Annotated in this window: 20 protein-coding genes; 12 read left to right on the top strand and 8 right to left on the bottom strand. The window is 72.7% G+C overall.

Features of this window, described 5'->3' with window-relative positions:
• Positions 1-188: 188 nt before the first annotated feature.
• Positions 189-1,052: an isocitrate lyase/PEP mutase family protein gene (locus ACWGKT_RS20920; protein WP_453274864.1), complete on the top strand. Its 864-nt coding sequence runs from the start codon at positions 189-191 to the stop codon at positions 1,050-1,052.
• A 14-nt stretch (positions 1,053-1,066) separates the two neighbouring features.
• Positions 1,067-1,324, top strand: coding sequence for a hypothetical protein (locus ACWGKT_RS20925; protein WP_356152708.1), 258 nt, complete (start codon positions 1,067-1,069; stop codon positions 1,322-1,324).
• 146 nt (positions 1,325-1,470) lie between these two features.
• On the opposite strand, the gene ACWGKT_RS20930 is transcribed toward ACWGKT_RS20925, so the two are convergent.
• Positions 1,471-1,671: a hypothetical protein gene (locus tag ACWGKT_RS20930; protein WP_235460333.1), complete on the bottom strand. Its 201-nt coding sequence runs from the start codon at positions 1,669-1,671 to the stop codon at positions 1,471-1,473.
• Positions 1,672-1,945: 274 nt separating this feature from the next.
• Here ACWGKT_RS20930 and ACWGKT_RS20935 point away from each other — a divergent pair, with 274 nt between their 5' ends.
• Both ACWGKT_RS20935 and ACWGKT_RS20940 read left to right on the top strand, forming a co-directional pair.
• A complete protein-coding gene (locus tag ACWGKT_RS20935; protein WP_453274865.1) occupies positions 1,946-3,958 on the top strand; it encodes a TRAP transporter permease in 2,013 nt (670 codons plus the stop codon).
• Positions 3,959-3,995: 37 nt separating this feature from the next.
• The gene (locus ACWGKT_RS20940) at positions 3,996-4,979 is read left to right on the top strand and encodes a TAXI family TRAP transporter solute-binding subunit (RefSeq protein WP_453274866.1); all 984 of its coding nucleotides are present in this window, start codon (positions 3,996-3,998) and stop codon (positions 4,977-4,979) included.
• Between the two features lie 136 nt (positions 4,980-5,115).
• Here ACWGKT_RS20940 and ACWGKT_RS20945 read toward each other — a convergent pair whose 3' ends face one another.
• Positions 5,116-5,913: an SAM-dependent methyltransferase gene (locus tag ACWGKT_RS20945; protein WP_453274867.1), complete on the bottom strand. Its 798-nt coding sequence runs from the start codon at positions 5,911-5,913 to the stop codon at positions 5,116-5,118.
• A 257-nt stretch (positions 5,914-6,170) separates the two neighbouring features.
• Here ACWGKT_RS20945 and ACWGKT_RS20950 point away from each other — a divergent pair, with 257 nt between their 5' ends.
• Positions 6,171-7,745 carry a carboxylesterase/lipase family protein gene (locus ACWGKT_RS20950; protein WP_453274868.1) on the top strand — a complete coding sequence of 525 codons (1,575 nt, stop codon included), beginning with the start codon at positions 6,171-6,173 and terminating at the stop codon, positions 7,743-7,745.
• Between the two features lie 45 nt (positions 7,746-7,790).
• The gene (locus tag ACWGKT_RS20955) at positions 7,791-8,021 is read left to right on the top strand and encodes a hypothetical protein (protein WP_453274869.1); all 231 of its coding nucleotides are present in this window, start codon (positions 7,791-7,793) and stop codon (positions 8,019-8,021) included.
• 65 nt (positions 8,022-8,086) lie between these two features.
• On the opposite strand, the gene mmuM is transcribed toward ACWGKT_RS20955, so the two are convergent.
• Positions 8,087-9,010, bottom strand: coding sequence for a homocysteine S-methyltransferase (gene mmuM / locus ACWGKT_RS20960; protein WP_453274870.1), 924 nt, complete (start codon positions 9,008-9,010; stop codon positions 8,087-8,089).
• An 89-nt stretch (positions 9,011-9,099) separates the two neighbouring features.
• A complete protein-coding gene (locus ACWGKT_RS20965; protein ID WP_235460324.1) occupies positions 9,100-9,399 on the bottom strand; it encodes a putative quinol monooxygenase in 300 nt (99 codons plus the stop codon).
• Between the two features lie 154 nt (positions 9,400-9,553).
• Here ACWGKT_RS20965 and ACWGKT_RS20970 point away from each other — a divergent pair, with 154 nt between their 5' ends.
• The 6 genes from ACWGKT_RS20970 (at position 9,554) to ACWGKT_RS20995 (ending at position 14,809) form a co-directional block, all read left to right on the top strand.
• Positions 9,554-10,513, top strand: a complete 960-nt coding sequence (locus ACWGKT_RS20970; protein ID WP_453274871.1) for a GlxA family transcriptional regulator — start codon at positions 9,554-9,556, stop codon at positions 10,511-10,513.
• Positions 10,514-10,714: 201 nt separating this feature from the next.
• On the top strand, positions 10,715-11,122 hold the full coding sequence (locus tag ACWGKT_RS20975; RefSeq protein WP_453274872.1) for an SseB family protein: 408 nt from the start codon (positions 10,715-10,717) through the stop codon (positions 11,120-11,122).
• A gap of 129 nt (positions 11,123-11,251) precedes the next feature.
• Positions 11,252-13,015 (top strand): DUF2264 domain-containing protein, encoded by a 1,764-nt coding sequence (locus ACWGKT_RS20980; protein ID WP_453274873.1) that lies wholly within the window; start codon positions 11,252-11,254, stop codon positions 13,013-13,015.
• Positions 13,012-13,380 carry a VOC family protein gene (locus ACWGKT_RS20985; RefSeq protein WP_453274874.1) on the top strand — a complete coding sequence of 123 codons (369 nt, stop codon included), beginning with the start codon at positions 13,012-13,014 and terminating at the stop codon, positions 13,378-13,380. The genes ACWGKT_RS20980 and ACWGKT_RS20985 overlap by 4 nt, the downstream gene beginning before the upstream one ends.
• A 140-nt stretch (positions 13,381-13,520) precedes the next feature.
• Complete coding sequence (locus tag ACWGKT_RS20990) at positions 13,521-14,285, top strand: isocitrate lyase/PEP mutase family protein (protein ID WP_356152726.1); 765 nt, start codon at positions 13,521-13,523, stop codon at positions 14,283-14,285.
• A gap of 98 nt (positions 14,286-14,383) precedes the next feature.
• A complete protein-coding gene (locus ACWGKT_RS20995; protein ID WP_356152728.1) occupies positions 14,384-14,809 on the top strand; it encodes an NUDIX hydrolase in 426 nt (141 codons plus the stop codon).
• On the opposite strand, the gene ACWGKT_RS21000 is transcribed toward ACWGKT_RS20995, so the two are convergent.
• From ACWGKT_RS21000 to ACWGKT_RS21015, 4 genes are all read right to left on the bottom strand, one after another.
• On the bottom strand, positions 14,796-15,521 hold the full coding sequence (locus ACWGKT_RS21000; protein WP_453274875.1) for a hypothetical protein: 726 nt from the start codon (positions 15,519-15,521) through the stop codon (positions 14,796-14,798). The genes ACWGKT_RS20995 and ACWGKT_RS21000 overlap by 14 nt on opposite strands.
• Before the next feature lie 91 nt (positions 15,522-15,612).
• Positions 15,613-16,998 (bottom strand): hypothetical protein, encoded by a 1,386-nt coding sequence (locus ACWGKT_RS21005; protein ID WP_453274876.1) that lies wholly within the window; start codon positions 16,996-16,998, stop codon positions 15,613-15,615.
• A gap of 58 nt (positions 16,999-17,056) precedes the next feature.
• On the bottom strand, positions 17,057-17,770 hold the full coding sequence (locus ACWGKT_RS21010; protein ID WP_453274877.1) for an alpha/beta fold hydrolase: 714 nt from the start codon (positions 17,768-17,770) through the stop codon (positions 17,057-17,059).
• Positions 17,763-18,347 (bottom strand): TetR/AcrR family transcriptional regulator, encoded by a 585-nt coding sequence (locus ACWGKT_RS21015; RefSeq protein ID WP_453274878.1) that lies wholly within the window; start codon positions 18,345-18,347, stop codon positions 17,763-17,765. The genes ACWGKT_RS21010 and ACWGKT_RS21015 overlap by 8 nt, the downstream gene beginning before the upstream one ends.
• Between the last annotated feature and the right edge of the window lie 55 nt (positions 18,348-18,402).

Here is an 18,402-nt window from a genome sequence, read left to right on the forward strand (position 1 = left end):
GTACGTTCACCGTCCTGCACTCGTACAGACGAGTTGTACGGGTGCCCGGCGGTACCAGTGACGTTTCTCCGGTGAACCGGTTGCGCCAATGGGGTGAGTAAAGCCCGCATAAGGAGAGGGTCACGTTCAATTCTAGGAATCCTCTAGTGCTGGTAAAGGGCCATTTCAAGCACAGGAGGAGCCAGACGGTGACGTACGGACAGAAGCTGCGCGAGCAGATCGCCGGGCCGGAGACCACACCGCTGATCGGCGTGTACGACATGTACTCGGCGTCGATCGCGGCCGAGCACTACGACGGGATGTTCGTCTCCGGCTTCGGCTTCGCGGCCTCGTACTACGGGCTGCCGGACATCGGGTTCATCGCCTGGCCCGACATGGTGGCGTTCGTCCAGCGGCTGCGGGGGGCGTTCCCGAGCCACCACCTGCTGGTGGACATCGACGACGGGTACGTCGACCCGGAGGTCGCCTGCCACGTCGTCGAGGGGCTGGAGCGGATCGGTGCCTCCGGGGTGATCCTGGAGGACCAGAAGCGGCCGCGCCGGTGCGGGCACGCCGACGGCAAGCAGGTGCTGCCGCTGGACGAGTACCTGGAGAAGCTGGAGAAGGTGCTGGCGACGCGTCAAGATCTGGTGGTGGTGGCCCGTACGGACGCCACCGACGAGCACGACATCCTGCATCGGGCCGAGCGGCTCGCGGCCACCGACGCCGACGTGGTGCTGGTCGACGGGGTGCGCAGCGTGGAGTGGATCCGGCGGATCCGCCAGGTCGTCGGGGACAAGCCGCTGCTGTTCAACCAGATCGCCGGCGGCAAGTCGCCCCGGCTGTCGCTGAGCGAGCTCACCGATCTCGGGGTCGACGTCGCGATCTACAGCACCCCGTGCCTGTTCGCGGCCCACGAGGCGATGCACTCCGCCCTCGCCGAACTGAGGGCGGCGGACGGGCGGCTGCCCGAGGTCGATCCCGCGAGCGGGGTCGGGGTGAAGGCGTCGACGCGGCTGCTGGAGCGGAACATCGCCCGTGACCGGGGCGAGCGCGAGGGCGTGGGCGTGTGAGGCATGTGAGGCGTGTGGAGCGGGCGACACCCCGGCTGCGTACGGCCGGGGTCCTCGCGGCCGCGCTGCTCGGTGCCGCCGCCGGGCCCGCCGTCGCGGACGGAAGCCTGATCACCGTTCTCGACAACTCACAGGCCGACTCCATCCTGGAGGTCGACCGCACGGCCAACCTCCAGACGGGCAGCGGTACCGCCGGCAGTGATCACGACGGCAGCGCCGTCGACCTGATGGAGGCCCTCGTCGGAGCGGAGGACCACGACGGGGAGGACTGAGAGCGACCGGAACCGGGGCGGCGGTCGGAGCCGGCGGAGCGGCCGGACTCCGCTCAGCGGCCGGCGCCGACACAGCGACCGGAACCGGTACAGCGGCCGGGCACCCCGTGCGGGCGGTGTCCGGCCGCCGTCGTCCGCCGTCCCGGTCAGTCCTCGCGGAGGTCGGGGCGGCCCGCCTCGTCGAGTTCCACGTCCTCGGGGGTATCGACGGCGGGGGACAGGGCCGGTGCGGTGAGGTGGTGAGGAAGGTTCCGGTTCGCCGCCTCGGCCGTGCCGAGGGCCGCGGCCAGGGCCGCCGCGGCGAGAGCGAGGACGATGACTGCTGCGGTGCGCTTGGTGATCTTCATGCCCACGGAACGATCTTGGGTGCGCGGGGTCACCGTCATGCGCCCGTACGGGGCGCGGCAAGCCGCCGGACGTGCGCCGAAACATCCGCCGTTCCCTACCGAAAGGTTTGAACTGACCGGTCACTTTGCGGTGGTCAACGCTTTCCGCCTCCCGTTGTATGGCTTTGTGCCACGGGGGAACAACCGAAGATCGCTGTCGCCCTTCGCGCCTGTCCCCGTTGCGCCCCATGCCTCCGGTGGCCCTCAAGTCCCTTTGCAGAACAGGAAATCCGCGGTGTCAGCGCAGCCGACCGTCGAAGAGCTGGTGGCCCAGTACGACCAGGAACGGCCGATGAGCCGGCTCTCGCCGCGGCTGTCCGCCGTGGTGTCCGTGGTCTGTGCGGCCCTGTCACTCTTCTCGCTCTACGCGGTCTTCTTCCCGCTGGAGCAAGGGCCGCAGTTCTACGTCACCGTCTTTCTCACCGCGGCGCTTCCGCTCTGCTTCCTCACCTATCGCGCGGGCGCCCGGGACGCCGGCGCGGAGACGGCGGACGAGGGCCGGTCCGCCGCCCGGCCGGCCGACGGTCCCCGGGCGCTCGACTGGGTGCTGGCCGCGGCCGCCCTGGCGGTCTGCGCCTACCCGCTGTTCGACTTCGACGGCTTCCTCGAACGCCGGCAGTTGCCCACCGCCCTGGACACCGCGGTAGCGCTGGTGTTGCTGCTCCTGGTCCTCGAAGCGTGCCGGAGGACCACCGGATGGGCGCTGCCGCTGTTCTGCGTGGGCTTCCTGCTGTACGCGTACTACGGGGGGCTGCTGCCGTACGACTGGCCCCTGGCGCACAGCGGCTTCGACGCGGACGCCATCCTCGCCAACCTCTTCATGGGCGCCGACGGGTTCTACGGCGTACCGCTGAACGTGGCGGCGACCTACATCGTCCTGTTCGCCGTCTTCGGCGCGGTGCTCGATCTGTCCGGCGCGGGCGCCTTCTTCATCGAGCTGTCCTTCGCCGCCTTCCGTGGCTCCCGCAGTGCCTCGGGCCGTACCGTGACGGCCGCGGGCTTCCTGATGGGCACGGTCTCCGGCTCCGGCACCGCCACGGCCGTGAGCCTGGGAACGGTCGCCTGGCCCGTGCTGCGCCGCGCGGGCTACTCCCGGGAGAAGGGGGGCGGCATCCTCGCCGCCGCCGGGATCGGGGCCATCCTCTCCCCGCCCACGCTCGGCTCCGCCGCCTTCATCATCGCCGAGTACCTGCGCGAGAGTTACCTCACCGTCCTGCTCTACGCCACCATTCCCACGGTCCTGTACTACCTCGGCATCATCCTGGCGATAGAGATCGACGCCCGGAAGAGCCTGACCACGACGGTCGAGGTGGAGCGGCGGTCCCCGCTGAGGCTGCTGGCCAGGTTCGGCTACCACTTCGTGTCGATGTTCCTGATCATCGGCTTCATGGCGGCGGAAATGCCGCCCTTCAAGGCAGTGGTCTATGCGACCGGCGTACAGGTCGTGCTCTCGTTCCTCGACCCGGCACACCGGCTGACACCGCGACGGCTCTACGAGGCCCTGGCGCAGGGCAGCCGGTCGGTGCTCCCGGTCATCGCCACCTGTGCCGCGGCGGGAATCATCGTCGCGGTCGTCACCCAGACCGGGCTGGGCCTCAACCTGGCCACGATCATCGTCGAGTCCGCCGGCGCCTTCGGCAGCGATCCGACCGTGACGCTCGTCCTGACGGCGCTGTTCGCCGCGGTCTCGATCACCGTCCTCGGGCTCGCGGTTCCGGTGACCGCGTCGTTCATCATCTCGGCGGTGATCATCGCCCCCGCGATGACCACCCTCGGCGTCACCGCTCCCGAGGCGTACATGTTCATCTTCTACTACGCCGTGCTCTCCGAGGTGACCCCGCCGACGGCGCTGGCCGCCGCCGCGGCGGCGGCCATCACGGGCGGCAGCCCGATGCGGACGATGACCGAGACCTGGAAGTACTCCCTGCCGGCGTTCCTGGTGCCGTTCTCGTTCGTCCTCACCGACAACGGCGCGCGCCTGCTGGGCCAGGGCGCGTTCACGGACATCGCCTGGGTCACCGCCGTCTCCGCCCTCGCGGTCGCCGCCCTGGCCGCGGCCACCGGAGGCTGGCTGCTCGGGCCGAGCACCCGGCTCGAACGCGGACTGTGCGCCGGGTCCGCCCTGCTCCTCCTCTACCTCAAGCCGCTGTCGCTGCTCACCGGTTCGGTGCTGCTGGCGACCGCTCTCGGCCTGCACCTGCTGCGCGGCCGCGGGGCCCGTGCGCACACGGTGCCCGACGCCCTCTGAGGGCTCTTCTCCCGATGAAAGGTCTCCATCAGTGATCATGCGACGTCTCCGTGCCATGGGCATCGCCGCCGCCTTCGCCCTGGCCGTCACCGCCACCGCATGCAGCGGAAAACAGCAGGACCGGGCGGACCAGGGAGCCGGCGGCCGGCTCACCCTCGCCACCGGCAACACCACCGGCGTCTACTACCAGTTGGGCGGCGGACTGGCGAAGGAGATCTCCGAGAACCTCAAGGGCTACCGGGCGACCGCGACGGCCACCGGCGGGTCGGTGCAGAACATCCAGGGCCTCGTCAAGGGCGACTACGACCTGGGCTTCTCGTTGCTGGACACCGCGAGCGACGCGATCCACGGCAAGGACACGTTCGGCGAGCCGCAGCCGGTGGAGGCGCTGGCCCGGCTCTACCCGAACTACACGCAGGTCATCGTGCGGGACGGCTCCGGTATCACGTCCCTGGCGGACATGAGGGGCAAGCGCGTCTCCACCGGGGCGCCCGGTTCCGGGACCGAGGTGATCGCGAAGAGGCTCCTGCACGCGTCCGGGCTAGACATCGACAAGGACGTCAAGGCGCAGCGCCTCGGACTGCCCGAGACGGTCGACGCCATGAAGGACGGCACCGTGGACGCGCTGTTCTGGTCCGGCGGGGTGCCGACCGCGGGCATCACCGACCTCACCACCACGCTGGGGAAGAAGGTGCACTTCCTCGACGTCACCCCCGAACTGACGCCGCTGCGGAAGGAGTACGGCGACGTCTACCAGCGCGGCACCATCCCCGCCGCCGCCTACAAGCAGCCCGGTGACATACCCACGATCGTCGTTCCCAACGTGCTCCTGGTGAAGAAGGGCTTCGACCCCGAGCTCGCCGGGAAGCTCGTCGACCTGCTCTTCGACCGTCAGGCGGAGCTGGCGAAGGTGAACGCCGCCGCCAAGGAGAACAGTGTCGCCGACGCAGGCAAGACCGACCCGGTGCCGCTGAACCCGGGCGCGAGCAAGGCGATCACCGCGCGAGCCGCGAAGGCCTGAACACCGCCCCCAGGACGCGGCGTGCCCGACCCTCCCCGCGGACGCGCCGCACGGGCCGCCCCGAGCGATGCCCGGCATCGCTCGGGGCGGACGTATTACTACGCCGGTCCTCCACGGCCGGTCCTCGCGCGACGACTCAGTCGGCCTTGCGCGCCACGCCCCCGTAGAAGCCGATCTCGCCCGACCGGGGCGGCGGTGTGCCGTCCGGGCGCCAGAACGGGACCTGGACCAGGCCGGGGTCGACCAGTTCGAAGCCCTCGAAGAATCCCTCGACCTCCGTGCGCGTCCGCAGGTTCATCGTGGCGGTCGCCCGGTTGTAGACCGCCTGGGCCGCGGCGCGGTCGGCGAAGTCGCCGGTGGCGTGCGAGAGCACCAGGAAGCTGCCGGCGGGCAGCGCGTCGCGCAGGGTGGCGACGATCCGGTCGGGCTTCTCCGCCTCGGTGAGGAAGTGGAGTACGGCGACGAGGAGCAGGGCGATCGGCTCGTCGAAGTCGATGACCCGACGGACGTCGGGGTGGTCCAGGATCGCCCGCGGGTCGCGCAGGTCGGCCGGCACGATGCTGGTAGCGCCGGAGCGGCTGAGCAGCGCGTCGGCGTGCGCGTTCACGATCGGATCGTTGTCGACGTACGCGACGCGCACGTCCGGCGCCACCTCCTGCGCGGTCTCGTGCACGTTCGGCGAGGTGGGCAGCCCGGTGCCGACGTCGAGGATCTGGCGCACTCCGCTGCCGACGACATGGCGGACGGCGCGGCGCAGGAAGTCACGGTTGGCCCGCACGCTGATGCGCACCTCGGGCGCGACGGCGGCGAGTTCGTCGGCGGCCTCGCGGTCCACCTCGTAGTTGTCCTTGCCGCCCAGCAGGTAGTCGTAGATCCGCGCGGGATGCGGCCTGCTCGTGTCTATCTCCTCGGCACGGAAGCCGTCCCGGCTCACGCTGCGCTCCTCTCGACGACCGCCGCGGCCCCCTTGCCCGCGCACGGTGACGACAGCTTCGCACATCAACTTGCCTGTGCCTGAACGCAGTTCCTCGTGGACGGGGGTGGGTGAGGCGTGCTGGCGCCGTGTCGGGCGCGATCTTCCGGGTTCGTCACCCGAACGGCCCCCAGCGCGGCCCCAGCGCCGGAATACCCATGACTGGTGTGGTGCTCTGATAGGACCGGTGCGCGGGCGCGGGAGGAGCTGGTGGACGGATGACGGCAGACCGGGCGGCCCCCGTGGTCGGCACGCCGTACGGCGCGGTGCGCGGCCGGCGGGAACGCGGGATCGCGGTGTTCCGCGGCATCCCGTACGCTGCCCCGCCCTTCGGCCCCCGCCGGTTCCGCGCGCCCGAGCCGCCCGAGCCCTGGGACAGCGTGCGGGACGCGGGCGCCTTCGGGCCGACGGCGCCGAAACCGCCGTACTCCGAAGCCTTCGCGCACTACCTCTCCGACCCGGTCGTGCCCGGCGACGACTGCCTCAACCTGAACGTCTGGACCCCCGAACCGGGTCCCGGCGCCCGGCTCCCCGTCCTGGTGTGGCTGCACGGGGGCGCCCTGACCAGGGGCTCCTCGGCCGTGCCGGTGTACGACGGACACGCGTTCGCCCGCGACGGCGTCGTCCTCGTCTCGGTCAACTACCGGCTCGGCGTCGAGGGGTACGGCCTGTTCCCCGACGCCCCCGCCAACCTCGGACTGCGCGACCAACTCGCCGCGCTCCACTGGGTGCACCGGTCGATCGCCGCCTTCGGGGGCGACCCGGACCGGATCACCCTCGCCGGGCAGTCGGCCGGCGCGATCAGCACCGGCGCCCTGATCGCCGCGCCCCAGGCGCAGGGCCTGGTCAGGCGGGCGGTGCTGCAGAGCGGTCCGCCCGAGGTCTCGGACCGCGACAAGGTGCGGCGGATGGTGCGCCGCATGGCGGCCCGGCTGAAGATCCCCGCCACCGCCGAGGCCTTCGCCGCCGTCGACCGCGAGCGGCTGCTGCGTGCCCAGGCCGAGGTGGGGAGGCTCAGCAGCCCCGTCCTGGGCGGCCCCGCCTTCGGGATCGTCGTCGACGGCGACCTCGTCCCGCGCGACCCGTTGGAGGCCCTCGTCGCCGGGGAGGCCGCGCGGGGCGTCGACCTCCTCCTGGGGTGGACCCGCGACGAGTACCGGCTGTGGCTCGTGCCGGGCGGGCTGCTGGAACGCGTCGACCGGCTCGGGCCTGTGGCCCTCGCCGGGGCCATGGCCCGCTGCCGCTGCGGCCACGAGGTGCCGCGCGGCTACCGCGCCCTGCGGCCGAGGGCCGCCACCGCCGAGATCGTCGGGCAGATGGTCACCGACCACCTGCTGCGCATCCCGTTGCAGAGCCTGGCCGACGCCCGCCCGGGATCGTCGTACGTCTACGAGTTCGCCTGGCCCTCCAACCTGCCCGACCTCGGTGCCTGCCACGCCCTGGAGCTCGGCTTCGTCTTCGACACCGGCGACGCACCGGACAGCGCGAAGCTCGCCGGTGAGGGTGCTCCGCGGGAGCTGTGCGACACGATGCACGGGGCGTGGGTGCGGTTCGCGGCCACCGGGGACCCCGGGTGGGAGCCCTGGGGCCCCTCGCATCCGGTACGGATCCTGGGCGACGGTGAACCGCGTACGGTCGACGGTCCGCGCGATGCCGAGTTCGCCCTGTGGGCGGCCGACGCCACCGCCCAGGAGGCGGCCGCCGCCCCGGCCGACGGCATCCCGGTACGCGGCACCGAACTGGCGTCGGCGGTGCGTCGTCTCCGGCGCTCGGTCGGCACGCGGCGGCACTGACCCGCGGGCGGGAAATCCCGGTGGCCTCATGGCCGTTGATTCCTGGTGTCGGTATTTGGGCCCGACGCGCCGGACGCACCGGACGCGCTGCGCGAGCTGTTCGAGGGGGAGTTCGCCGACGCCGGGACGTGGCACCACGCGTGGCCGTGCGGCGAGCGCGAGCGGCTGCGCGGCATCGTCCCCTACCGGGCGTCCGACGGGCGCACCGAGGAACTGCACTCCCTGACGCTGGACGTGAGCCGGATCTGGGAGACCGATGAGGCGGGGTGCCGGTGATCACGCCCGACCGGCCGGAAGTGCTGCTGTGGGCGAACTCGGACCGACGGTGCGGGGCGCGGCCCTCAGGCCCCGGCCACTGTCCGGGCGATCGAGGTGATCACCTTCGGGCCCACCCGGCAGCAGCCGCCGATCAGGCGCGCGCCCGCGTCGCGCCAGGACGTGACCTGTGTCGTGGTGAAGGTGGAGCGGCCGGTCCAGGCGCGGGCCGAGGCGTCCCAGGTCTCGCCGCTGTTGGGGTAGACGACGACCGGCTTGCCGGTCACCCGGGCCGCGGTCGCGACGGCGTGCTCCGCGTCCCCGGGGGCACAGCAGTTGACGCCGACCGCGATCACCTCGTCCGCGTCGGCGGCCAGGCCGAACGCCTCGTCCAGGGGCTGCCCGGCGCGGGTGCGCTCGCCGTCGACGGTGTAGGACAGCCAGGCCGGCACGCCCAGTCCGCGCACCGCCCGCAGCAGCGCCGCCGCCTCGTCGGTGTCCGGGACGGTCTCCAGGGCCAGTACGTCGGGTGCGGCGGCGGCCAGCACCTCAAGGCGCGGCCGGTGGAAACGCTCCAGTTCGCCGACGCTCAGCCCGTACCGGCCCCGGTACTCGGAGCCGTCCGCGAGCATCGCCCCGTACGGCCCGGCCGAGGCCGCCACCCACAGCGGGCGCACGATGCCCTCGTCGCGGGCCTGCCGGGCCGCCTCCCGGGCCAGTTCCACGCTCAGCGCGAGCAGCCGGGCCGCCTTGGCCCGCGCGATGCCGCGCCGGGCGAAGCCCTCGAAGGTGGCCTGGTAGCTGGCGGTGATCGCCACGTTCGCGCCCGCCGTGAAGTAGGCGAGGTGCGCCTCGGTCACCGCCTCGGGCCGCTCGGCGAGCAGCCGCGCCGACCAGAGCTCGTCGCTCAGGTCGTGCCCGGCGGACGCGAGCTGGTTGGACATGCCGCCGTCGAGCACGACCGGGCCGGCGGCTAGGGCGTCGGCGAGGCCGGGGGCGTCGCTGGTCATGTCATGACGCTAGTCGACGCGGCGGTCTGCCGGGCGGCAGCGCGATTCACGCCGCCGCCCGCGCTCCCGATCAGAGACGTGGCTCCCGGTCAGGGAAGCTTGACCGCCAGGACGTCGACGGGCCGGATGTCCGGCGCCTCGCTGAGCATGGTCGGGGCCACCTCCATCAACGCCGCGGCGATCTTGCCCTGGAGGTGCCCCTGCCGGCCCTCCTCGTTCTCGAAGGTGTCGAAGACGCCGAAGGTGGTGGCGCTCTGGCGGAACGCGTACCAGGTGACGGTGTGGTCCTCCTCCTGCGCGAGCCGCAGCGCGTCCCGCAGCAGGCCCTCGACCTTGTCGGCGTACTCGGGCTTGGCCTCGATCCGCGCCAGCAGTCCGAGCTTCGTCATGGTGCACTCCCGTGGTTGGTCTTCATGGTGCGAATGGCATGGAAGGTGCGGTGCCGGTACCGGGCACCGGATCTCGTCCGGACACCGAGAAATCTAGGCTTCCGAAGCCGCCCCACCCAGTGTCGGAAACGACGCGGTCGATACTGTTTCCGACATGGACATAGCTGTGCTCGCCTACGACGGCGTCTTCGACTCCGGGCTCGCCGCCCTCCTCGACGTGCTGGAGGCGGCGAACGCCATGCGCGGCGAGCTGGCGCAGCCCCCGCCCGCCTGGAACGTCACCACGATCGGCTTCCGCCGACGGGTCCGTACGGGGGCGGGGCACGTGGTCGAGACCGTTCCCGTCGGCGCGGCCGAGGACGCGGACCTGCTGCTGGTTCCCGCGCTGGCGGAGCGGCGGCCCGAGGCCCTGCTCGCGCACGTCTCCGGGCCGGCCGCCGCCCCCGCGCGGCGCCTGGTGGCCGCGACGCGCGCCCGCCGCACTCCCATCGCCTCCGCCTGCACGGGCACCTTCCTGCTGGCCGAGTCCGGCGTCCTCGACGGGCTGCACGCCACCACGAGCTGGTGGCTCGCCCCGTACTTCCGGGGGCGCTACCCGGCGGTGACGGTCGACGAGACCCGGATGGTCACCTCGTCGGACGGCGTGACCACCGCGGGCGCGGCCTTCGGGCACGTCGACCTCGCGCTCGCGATCGTCCGGATGAACAGCCCCGCCCTCGCCGAGCTCGTCGCCCGCTATCTGGTCATCGACGAACGCCCGTCCCAGGCGGCGTACACCATCTCCGCCGCCCTCGCGCAGGCGGATCCGACGCTGGCCGCCTTCGAGCGCTGGGCCCGGGAGCATCTGGACCAGCCGGTCTCCATCGCCGACGGGGCGCGGGCCATCGGCGTCAGCGAGCGCACGCTCCAGCGGGCCGTGCGCCGCACGCTGGGCACCTCGCCGGTCCGCTTCGTCCAGGACCTGCGCGTCGAACGCGCCTCGCACCTGCTGCGGACCACGGGCCTGCCCCTTGAGGTCATCGCCCGCAAGGTCGGCTACGAGCACGCCAACACGCTCCGGATCCTGCTCCGCGAGCGCACCGGAGCCACGGCGAGCACCCTGCGCGGACGCTGAGACCCGCACCAACCGGTGAGGGGCGCAAGGCGCTTGTGCGTACGGTCGCCAGGCGCACCGGCGGTCGCCGTGCCCGGCGGCGTCGGCGGCCGCATGATCGGGCCGATCGAGGGTAGGCGATCGGCCGAGTGGCGGGAGACGGGGTCCCGCCACAGAACGGGTCCGGTGGCAGACGAGGTCCTGTGACAGAGGTGTGGCGCTATGACCGAGATCCCCGCGGAAGTGTTCGAGGCAGTGGCGCGCGAGGCCTTGCGGGACCTGGCCACAGCGCCCGACTCCCGCGCGCTGGCGGCGCTGGCGGGCTGCGATGTGCTGATCCCGGCGATCGGCGGCATCCGCTGCACACGCGGCCGCGCCGAGTTCGTACGGCTGGTGCTGCCGGTGATCGAGAGGGTGCACGACGACCCCGCGGTCATGGTGTTCACCTCGGAGGAGGAAATACTCAGGGCGTTCCCCCAGGTGCCCTGCTATCGGCCCGTCACCCTGCGGCAGTTGGCAGCGCATTGGCCGACCGACGAGGTGATGCTGGTCATCGACGCCGGATGCGAGGAGGAGCTGATCCTGTCCGCACGGGATGCCCGGCGGCTGCTCGCCGGCTGCGTCGTCTGAGGCCCGGCCATCTGGCGCAGGAGCGCAGGGTTCGGGTGGGATGAACCCCGGTACCCGCTGAGCACCTGGGGCGTCCCGACCGGAACCGGGGCGTCCCAGGCCCGCACCGCCGCAAGGAGAGGCACCCCGATGCACCTGCCGCCGGCCGACCGCACCCGCAGCCCGCGCACCGGATACACCCGCGCCCACTGGGAGGCCGCCGCCGACGCCCTGCTCGCCGCCGTCGAGCCGTACGCCACCGAGGACCGCGCCCTCTACCACCTCCCCGGTGACCACGAGAGCTGGTCGGGCCGCCTCTCCGACGGTCTGGAGGGGTACGCCCGCACCCTGCTGCTGGCCGCCTTCCGCCGCGACGAGAACACCCTCGGACGCTACGCCGAGGGCCTGGCCGCCGGCGCCTCGGGCGTCTGGCCGCGCATCGGGGACCGCGCCCAGCCCCTCGTCGAGGCCGCCTCGATCGCCCTCGCCCTGCGGCTGACCCGGCCCCAGCTGTGGGACCGGCTGGACGAGCCCGTGCGCGAGCGCGCGGCGGCCTGGCTGGCGGACGCGCTCACCGCCGAACCCTGGCCCTGCAACTGGGAGTTGTTCCCGGTCACCGTCGGCGGCTTCCTCCGGGAGATCGGTTACGAGACCGAGGCCTCGGGCAAGGCGATCGACCGCGGCCTGGAACGCATCGAGCAGTGGTACGTCGGCGACGGCTGGTACGCGGACGGCCCCGGCCGCGCCTTCGACCACTACAACGGCTGGGCGATGCACCTCTACCCGGTGCTGCACGCCTGGCTGGCCGACGACGCCGACCTCCTCGACCGATACGGGGGCCGGCTGGAACGCCATCTCGCCGACTATGCCCGCCTGTTCGGTGGTGACGGCGCCCCGATGCACCAGGGCCGCTCGCTGACGTACCGCTTCGCGACGGCGGCACCCCTGTGGCTGGGCACGCTCACGGGCCGTACGCCGTTGTCGCCGGGGCAGACGCGGCGGCTGGCGTCGGGCGCGCTGAAGTACTTCCTGGACCGGGGCGCGGTCGACGCGCGGGGCCTGCTGTCGCTGGGCTGGCTCGGCCCCGACGAGTCCGTGCTGCAGGGGTATTCGGGGCCCGCGTCCCCGTACTGGGCGAGCAAGGGCTTCGTGGGGCTCCTGCTGCCCGCGGACCACGAGGTGTGGACGGCGGTGGAGGAGCCGGGACCGGCCGAGCGCGGCGACGCGGTGACGCCGATCGGCGGCCCCAACTGGCTGGTGCAGTCCACGCGTTCCGACGGACTGGTCCGCCTGCACAACCACGGCAGCGAGGACCCCCGCTACGACCCGTACTACACGCGGCTCGCCTATTCGACCGCCACCCGGCCCTCCGCCTCGTACGACAACAGCGTGCTCGTCGACGGCGATCCGAGCCGTACGGACATCGTGCCGCTGGGCGTCGGGGACGGCTGGGCGGCCTCCCGGCACACCGTGCGGGACGGGGTGACGGTGACCAGCGTCGTGGTGGCCGAGGGCGCGGTGGAGGTGCGGGCCCATCGGGTGGTGGGCGCGGCGGCCAACACGACGGTACGGATCACGGGTTGGGCGGCGGGGGAGAGCCTGTGGGCCGAGCTCGCCCCCGTCGTCGGCCTGTCGGAGGACGCGGTGGGCGAGTCGGGCGTGAGGGGTCTGTCGGGCGTGACGGGCAAGTCGGAGGGGACCCTGTTCGTCGCCCTGGTCCGGCTCACCGGGGAGCCGGATCCCCGGCCGCTCACCGACGTGGTGAGCGTGGAGACGCACGGGGACCGTGAGGTGAACGTGCGGTGGGCCGGTGGTGACGGGCCCAGGACCTTCCGGTTCACGGCGGCGGACGGGGAGGGGCCGCCGAATTGGGTTGTCCTGCCGGACGGCGGGCCAGCAGAATCCCGGGCATGACTTCCAAGATTCAGCACATCACGGTCGACTGTGCCGACGCCTTCACCCTCGGCACCTTCTGGTCCCAGGTACTGGACCTGCCCCTGCACGACGACGACAAGCCCGGTGACCCGGAGGCGCTGATCGAGGGCGCGGGGCTGCTCTTCGTCACCGTGCCGGATGCCAAGACCGTCAAGAACCGGGTTCACCTGGACCTCCAGCCGCAGGACCGCACCCGCGACGAGGAGGTCGAGCGGCTGCTCGCCCTCGGCGCCACCCTGGTCGACGACCAGCGCCGGGAGGACGGCAGGGGCTGGGCGGTCCTCGCCGACCCGGAGGGCAACGAGTTCTGCGTGGAGCGCAGCGCGGCGGAACGCGGCCGCTAGCGGCCGACCGACACTTCGGCGCGCACCGAAGCGACCGGCGCCTAGCGTTCCTGTCATGAGTGCCGACGCCGTACCGGTGGGGTACTCGCCCGCCACCTTGCCGAATCCCGCTCCTACGCCGACGCCCCGGGTGACTTCTCATGACCGCCTTCGCCGACCTTCATCACCGCCCCGGTGAACCGCTTCTCCTGCCCAACGCCTGGGACCATGCCTCGGCCGCCGCTCTGGCGGCGCGCGGGTTCGCGGCCATCGGGACGACGAGTCTCGCCGTGGCGGCGGCGGTCGGGCTGCCCGACGGGGCGGGGGTGACCGCCGAGCGCACCCTGCGCCTGGCCCTCACCCTCGGCTCGGAGCCGTTCCTGCTCTCCGTGGACGCGGAGGGCGGCTTCGGCGACGATCCGGAGTGCGTGGCCGAGTTCGCCCGCACACTGTGGGCCGCGGGAGCCGTCGGCATCAACCTGGAGGACGGGCTGGGTCCCACCGATCTGCACGCCGCCAAGATCAGCGCGGTCAAGCGGGCCGCCCCCGGGCTCTTCGTCAACGCCCGCACCGACACGTACTGGCTGGGCGACGGCGACGAGAAGGAGACCCTGAGCCGCCTCGACGCCTATCAACAGGCGGGTGCGGACGGGGTGTTCGTCCCCGGTGTGACGGATCCCGACCGGATCGCCACGCTCGTGAGGCGCCTCGACGCTCCCCTCAACGTCCTGTACTCGCCGACGGGCCCGGCCATCGCCCACCTTGCCGACCTCGGGGTCCGCAGGATCAGCCTCGGCTCGCTGCTGTACCGGCGGGCGCTGGGCGCGGCCCTGGACGCGATGGACGACATCGTCGGCGGTCGGGTGCCGGGCGGGACCACCCCCTCGTACGACGATGTACGCGCGCTGGAGCGGCGCGGCCGGTGAGGCCGTGAGCACAGCCGGGGACGGCCGACCCTGGTACGGTGGAGGCTTTCTGGGTATCAGACCCTTTGGACTCATCTCCGGCGAGGGACCGAGGAACCATGGACATGGAGATCCCCGGCGAGAGGCGACTGGCGGCCGCCGTCGTGATGGACGAGCAGGGGCGGGTGCTCCTGGTGCGGCGCAGTGAGCGGGAGCGGTTCCTGCCGCGGGTGTGGGGCGTGCCCTGCGGAAAGCTGGAGGCGGGCGAGAGTCCCCGGGACGGCGCGCTGCGCGAGCTCAAGGAGGAGACCGGGCTGCTCGGAGACGTCGTCCGCCGGGTCGGAGAGTCCTCCTTCGTGAGCGACTACCGCGGGCACGAGGTCAAGAACTGGCAGGACAACTTCCTGGTCAAGCCGCTCACCCGGCACGTCTCCCTGCCCGAACCGGACCAGGAGTACGCCTGGCTGGGACGGGACGAGCTGACGTCCGTCGACATCGACGCCTACAACCTGGACGTCGTACGCCAGGCCTTCACGAGCTCCTGAGCAGTTCCGCCAGGTCGCCGAGAGCCGACAGGTAGTCCCGTGCGTCCATCGGTACCTTGGCCACGGCACCCGTGTGCGGTCCGGCCGCCGTGAACACATCGGTGTGGCGCCGCCGTTCGGCGCCCGTCTCCAGGAACAGCGTCACCGTCGGCGCGGCCGTGTCGCACCACGCCCGGTGCAGGGTGCGGGCGGGCAGGGCGTAGGAACTGCCCGCCGCGTACTGCCCGGTGTGCGTCAGCCGCAGCCGCGCCCGCCCGGCGGGCTCCAGCAGCCAGTCGGCGGACCCGTCCGACAGGGACTCCTGGTAGCGGTCGGCCGTGAGCTCGCCGTCGCCGCCGGACTCGTACAGCTCCATGGCCAGCCGGCCGCGCACCACGCAGGAGGCCAGCGGGGAGCGGTGGTTGTGGACGTCCTCCTTGCCGATCGCCCCCATGCCGGGATGCCACACGTGCACGCGCAGCATCTGGCGGGGGCCGCCGTCGATGAGCAGCAGCTTGTCGAAGCCGAGGACGTGCCGGTACGACAGACGGGCGCAGCCCTCGGTATCGCCCTCGCCCGAGGCGAGCTCGGCGATGAGCTCCAACAGCCGTTCTGACGAGCCCAGTTCGGCCACGACAGCACGGGCAGCGATCAGCGTCCCGTGCTCGGACAGCTCTCCGCCCAGGGTGTCGGCCAGCAACCGCCGTGCCGCCAGGACCTGCCGACCACCCATGCACTCACCTTTCGATTCCCCCGCGGATCGCCCTCGGACCCCTCGCGGACCCCTCGCGGACCTGTTCCGGACCCGTTGCGAACAAGAGCGTTCACTCACCCGGCTGATACATCCATACGGCATGTGCCCGCAGCGCCGAAAGTCCTTGATAGGTCATCCACATGGGCCGCCGCAGCTCGGAGCCGTCACCCCGGCCCCAGGTCCAGATGCCGTCGGTCTGCCCGGCCCACACGGCGGCGACCGCCCCGTCCAGCCGCTCCCGCCATTCGGCCTCCAGGCCGTCCGCGCGGGCCACCTCCCGGGCGCCGGGGGAGAGCAGGGCGCGCACGGTCCAGGTCGCGGTGAAGTGCCGTACGTTCAGCACCTCGTGGTGGTTGGGGTCGTCGCTGCGCGTCCGGCGCACCTCCTCGCGCAGGTTCTCCACGTCCAGGCAGGTGTGGTGCCGTGCCTCCGGGCAGGACAGCAGCCAGCGCACGCCGTCCTGGCGTGCCGCCCGCGCGCCCGCCGGCTCGCCCAGGATCCGGGCCGCCCGGTCCAGGGCGACCACCGTCTGTGCGGTGTGCAGCGGGGACGGGGGTCCGTACGGCGGGTGGAGGCGGTAGCCCCAGCAGCGCAGGTGTTCTCGGCGCTCGTCGTCCATCGCGCCGTCGATCAGGACCTCGCGCAGCGCGGGCAGCAGCGGGGAGCGGGGCGCGGCGCGCAGCAGGCCGCGCAGCACGGTCGTGACGACGTGGGTGGAGTCCCGTCCGGCCGGGTCGAGTTCCCGGGTGAAGGCGGCCGTGCACCGGTCCACCTCGGCCGCCAGGCGGTCGCCTGACGACCCCGCCCGCGCCAGCGCGCCCAGCACCATCGCGGTGACCTCGGGCCGGGCCTCGGCCCCTTGCGACCGCGCCGACCAGCCGCCGTCCGGCAGCCTGAGCCGCCACAGCGTGTCCACCAGGTCGCCGGTGCTCAGCCGGCCGTCGGGCACGCCCAGGTCGAGCATGATGTGCAGCCCGTAGGCGGTGCCTATGGGGGTGGGCGGGGACGGGGTGCTCTCGCCCAGCGCGTGCGACCAGCCGGTCAGCCGGCCGCGGACCGGGTCGTCGACCACGGTCACCTGGTCGGCCAGCGCCCCGTAGGTGGCGGCGAAGACCCCGGGCAGCGGGCCCGGGTCGGCGGCCGCCGCGCGGACGGACACGGCGACGACCCGGGTGGGTCCCGCGGACCGTGTCCGCAGCAGCGCCGCCGCCAGCCAGGCCGCGAGGGCCGTACCGACCCCGCTGACCAGGGAGACCAGCCATTTGGCCGGTGTTCCGCCGAGGGAGTCGGGCAGTATCCCGAACAGGGCCTGGAAGACGCCGTATCCGGCGGCCGCGCAACCGAGGCTGCCGAGCCGGCCGACGAAACGGGCCGATGGTGGGTCGCGGTCGTCGGGGGGCGCCGGGTTCGCGCCGTCGGACCTCAAGGGTCCGCGTCCGAGCTGCTGTTGGGACAAGGCGCGCTCCCTCCCCCGGGGTCGCACGTGACCTTCGCGAAGCTTCCAGTCTAAGTGGTCAGCGGTGCCCCTGGGGTGCTTCCGGAACCAGAGTCTCCGCGAGACGGTCGGCGAATTCCACGGGGTGTTCCAGGGTGCCGAGGTGCCCGCCGGGAAACTCGGTGAAGGGGCTCCCGAGCCGCTCGGCGACCAACTCGGCGGTCCGGTGCAGGACCTGACCGCGCGAGTCGGAGCCGGCTGTCACCGTGAGACGGGCGGAGGAGAGCGCGCGGTCCGGGGAGTAGGCGGTGAAGGGGCGCAGGACATGGGCGACGAAGACGGCCATGGGGCTGCTCGGCACGCCTTCCCGCGACGGCGCATGCCGCTCCAACTGGGCGATGAGCGCGGCCCGTTGCCGCACGCCGTCCGGCAACAGGGTCACACACGGCGGCTCGTGGGCGACCACGTGCCGCAGCCGAAGCGGGTGCCGGGCCAGCAGGTCGAGGGCCGTGATGCCGCCGGAGCTCGTGCCGAAGACGTACGCCGACTCGCCCGGCGGCAGGACCGCCTCCAGCACCCGCTGGGCGCCGTCGCTCCAGTCCGCCACCCGCTGGTCCGGCACGGGCAGGCCGAGTCGTCCGTGGGCGAGGCCGAGCGGGTCGTACGTCACGACCGTGAAGCGTTCCGCGAGGCGCTCCAGCATCGGGCCGAGGCCCATGGGATGCCCGGCGCCGCCCGGCAGGACGAGGAGGACGGGCCCGCCTCCCATGACGTCGTGGCAGGGCTCAGTCATCGGTCTTGTGCTCCTTCGGCCAGTGGGTGAGCGCGACGTGCAGGGCGTCGATCGCCCGGTCCCAGGAGGCCTGTACGTCACGGGCGGCGCCGAAGCCGCCGGCGGACTCCAGGGCGCAGTAGCCGTGGAAGGTGCTGCGCAGCAGGCGTACCGCGTCGGTGAGGTCGGGTTCGTCGAGGCCGTAGCCGCGCAGCATGCCGTAGGTGAGGTCGGCGGTGCGGCGCAACTCGGGGGAGTCCGCGATCAGTTCCTGGTCGATGCGGATCTGGGTGGCCGCGTAGCGGCCCGGACGCTCCAGCGCGTACGCGCGGTAGGCGCCCGCGAAGGCGGCCAGCGCGTCCTTTCCGGCCCGCCCGGCCACCGCCTGAGCGATCCGGTCGATCAACTCGGCGCCCGCGAACAACGCGAGCCGGGTGCGCAGGTCCCGCAGGTTCCGCACGTGCGAGTACAGGCTCGCGTCCTTCACACCGAAGCGGCGGGCCAGCGCGGACAGGGTCACGTTCTCGAAGCCGACCTCGTCCGCGAGTTCGGCGGCCGCCGCGACCAGCCGGTCGGCGGTGAGCCCCGCGCGGGCCAATACGACACCTCCTGTTCGGGTACTCGCTCGCCGAGTACCCGAACCTAGGGTACCT

This window comes from Streptomyces sp. NPDC054794, assembly GCF_053611585.1.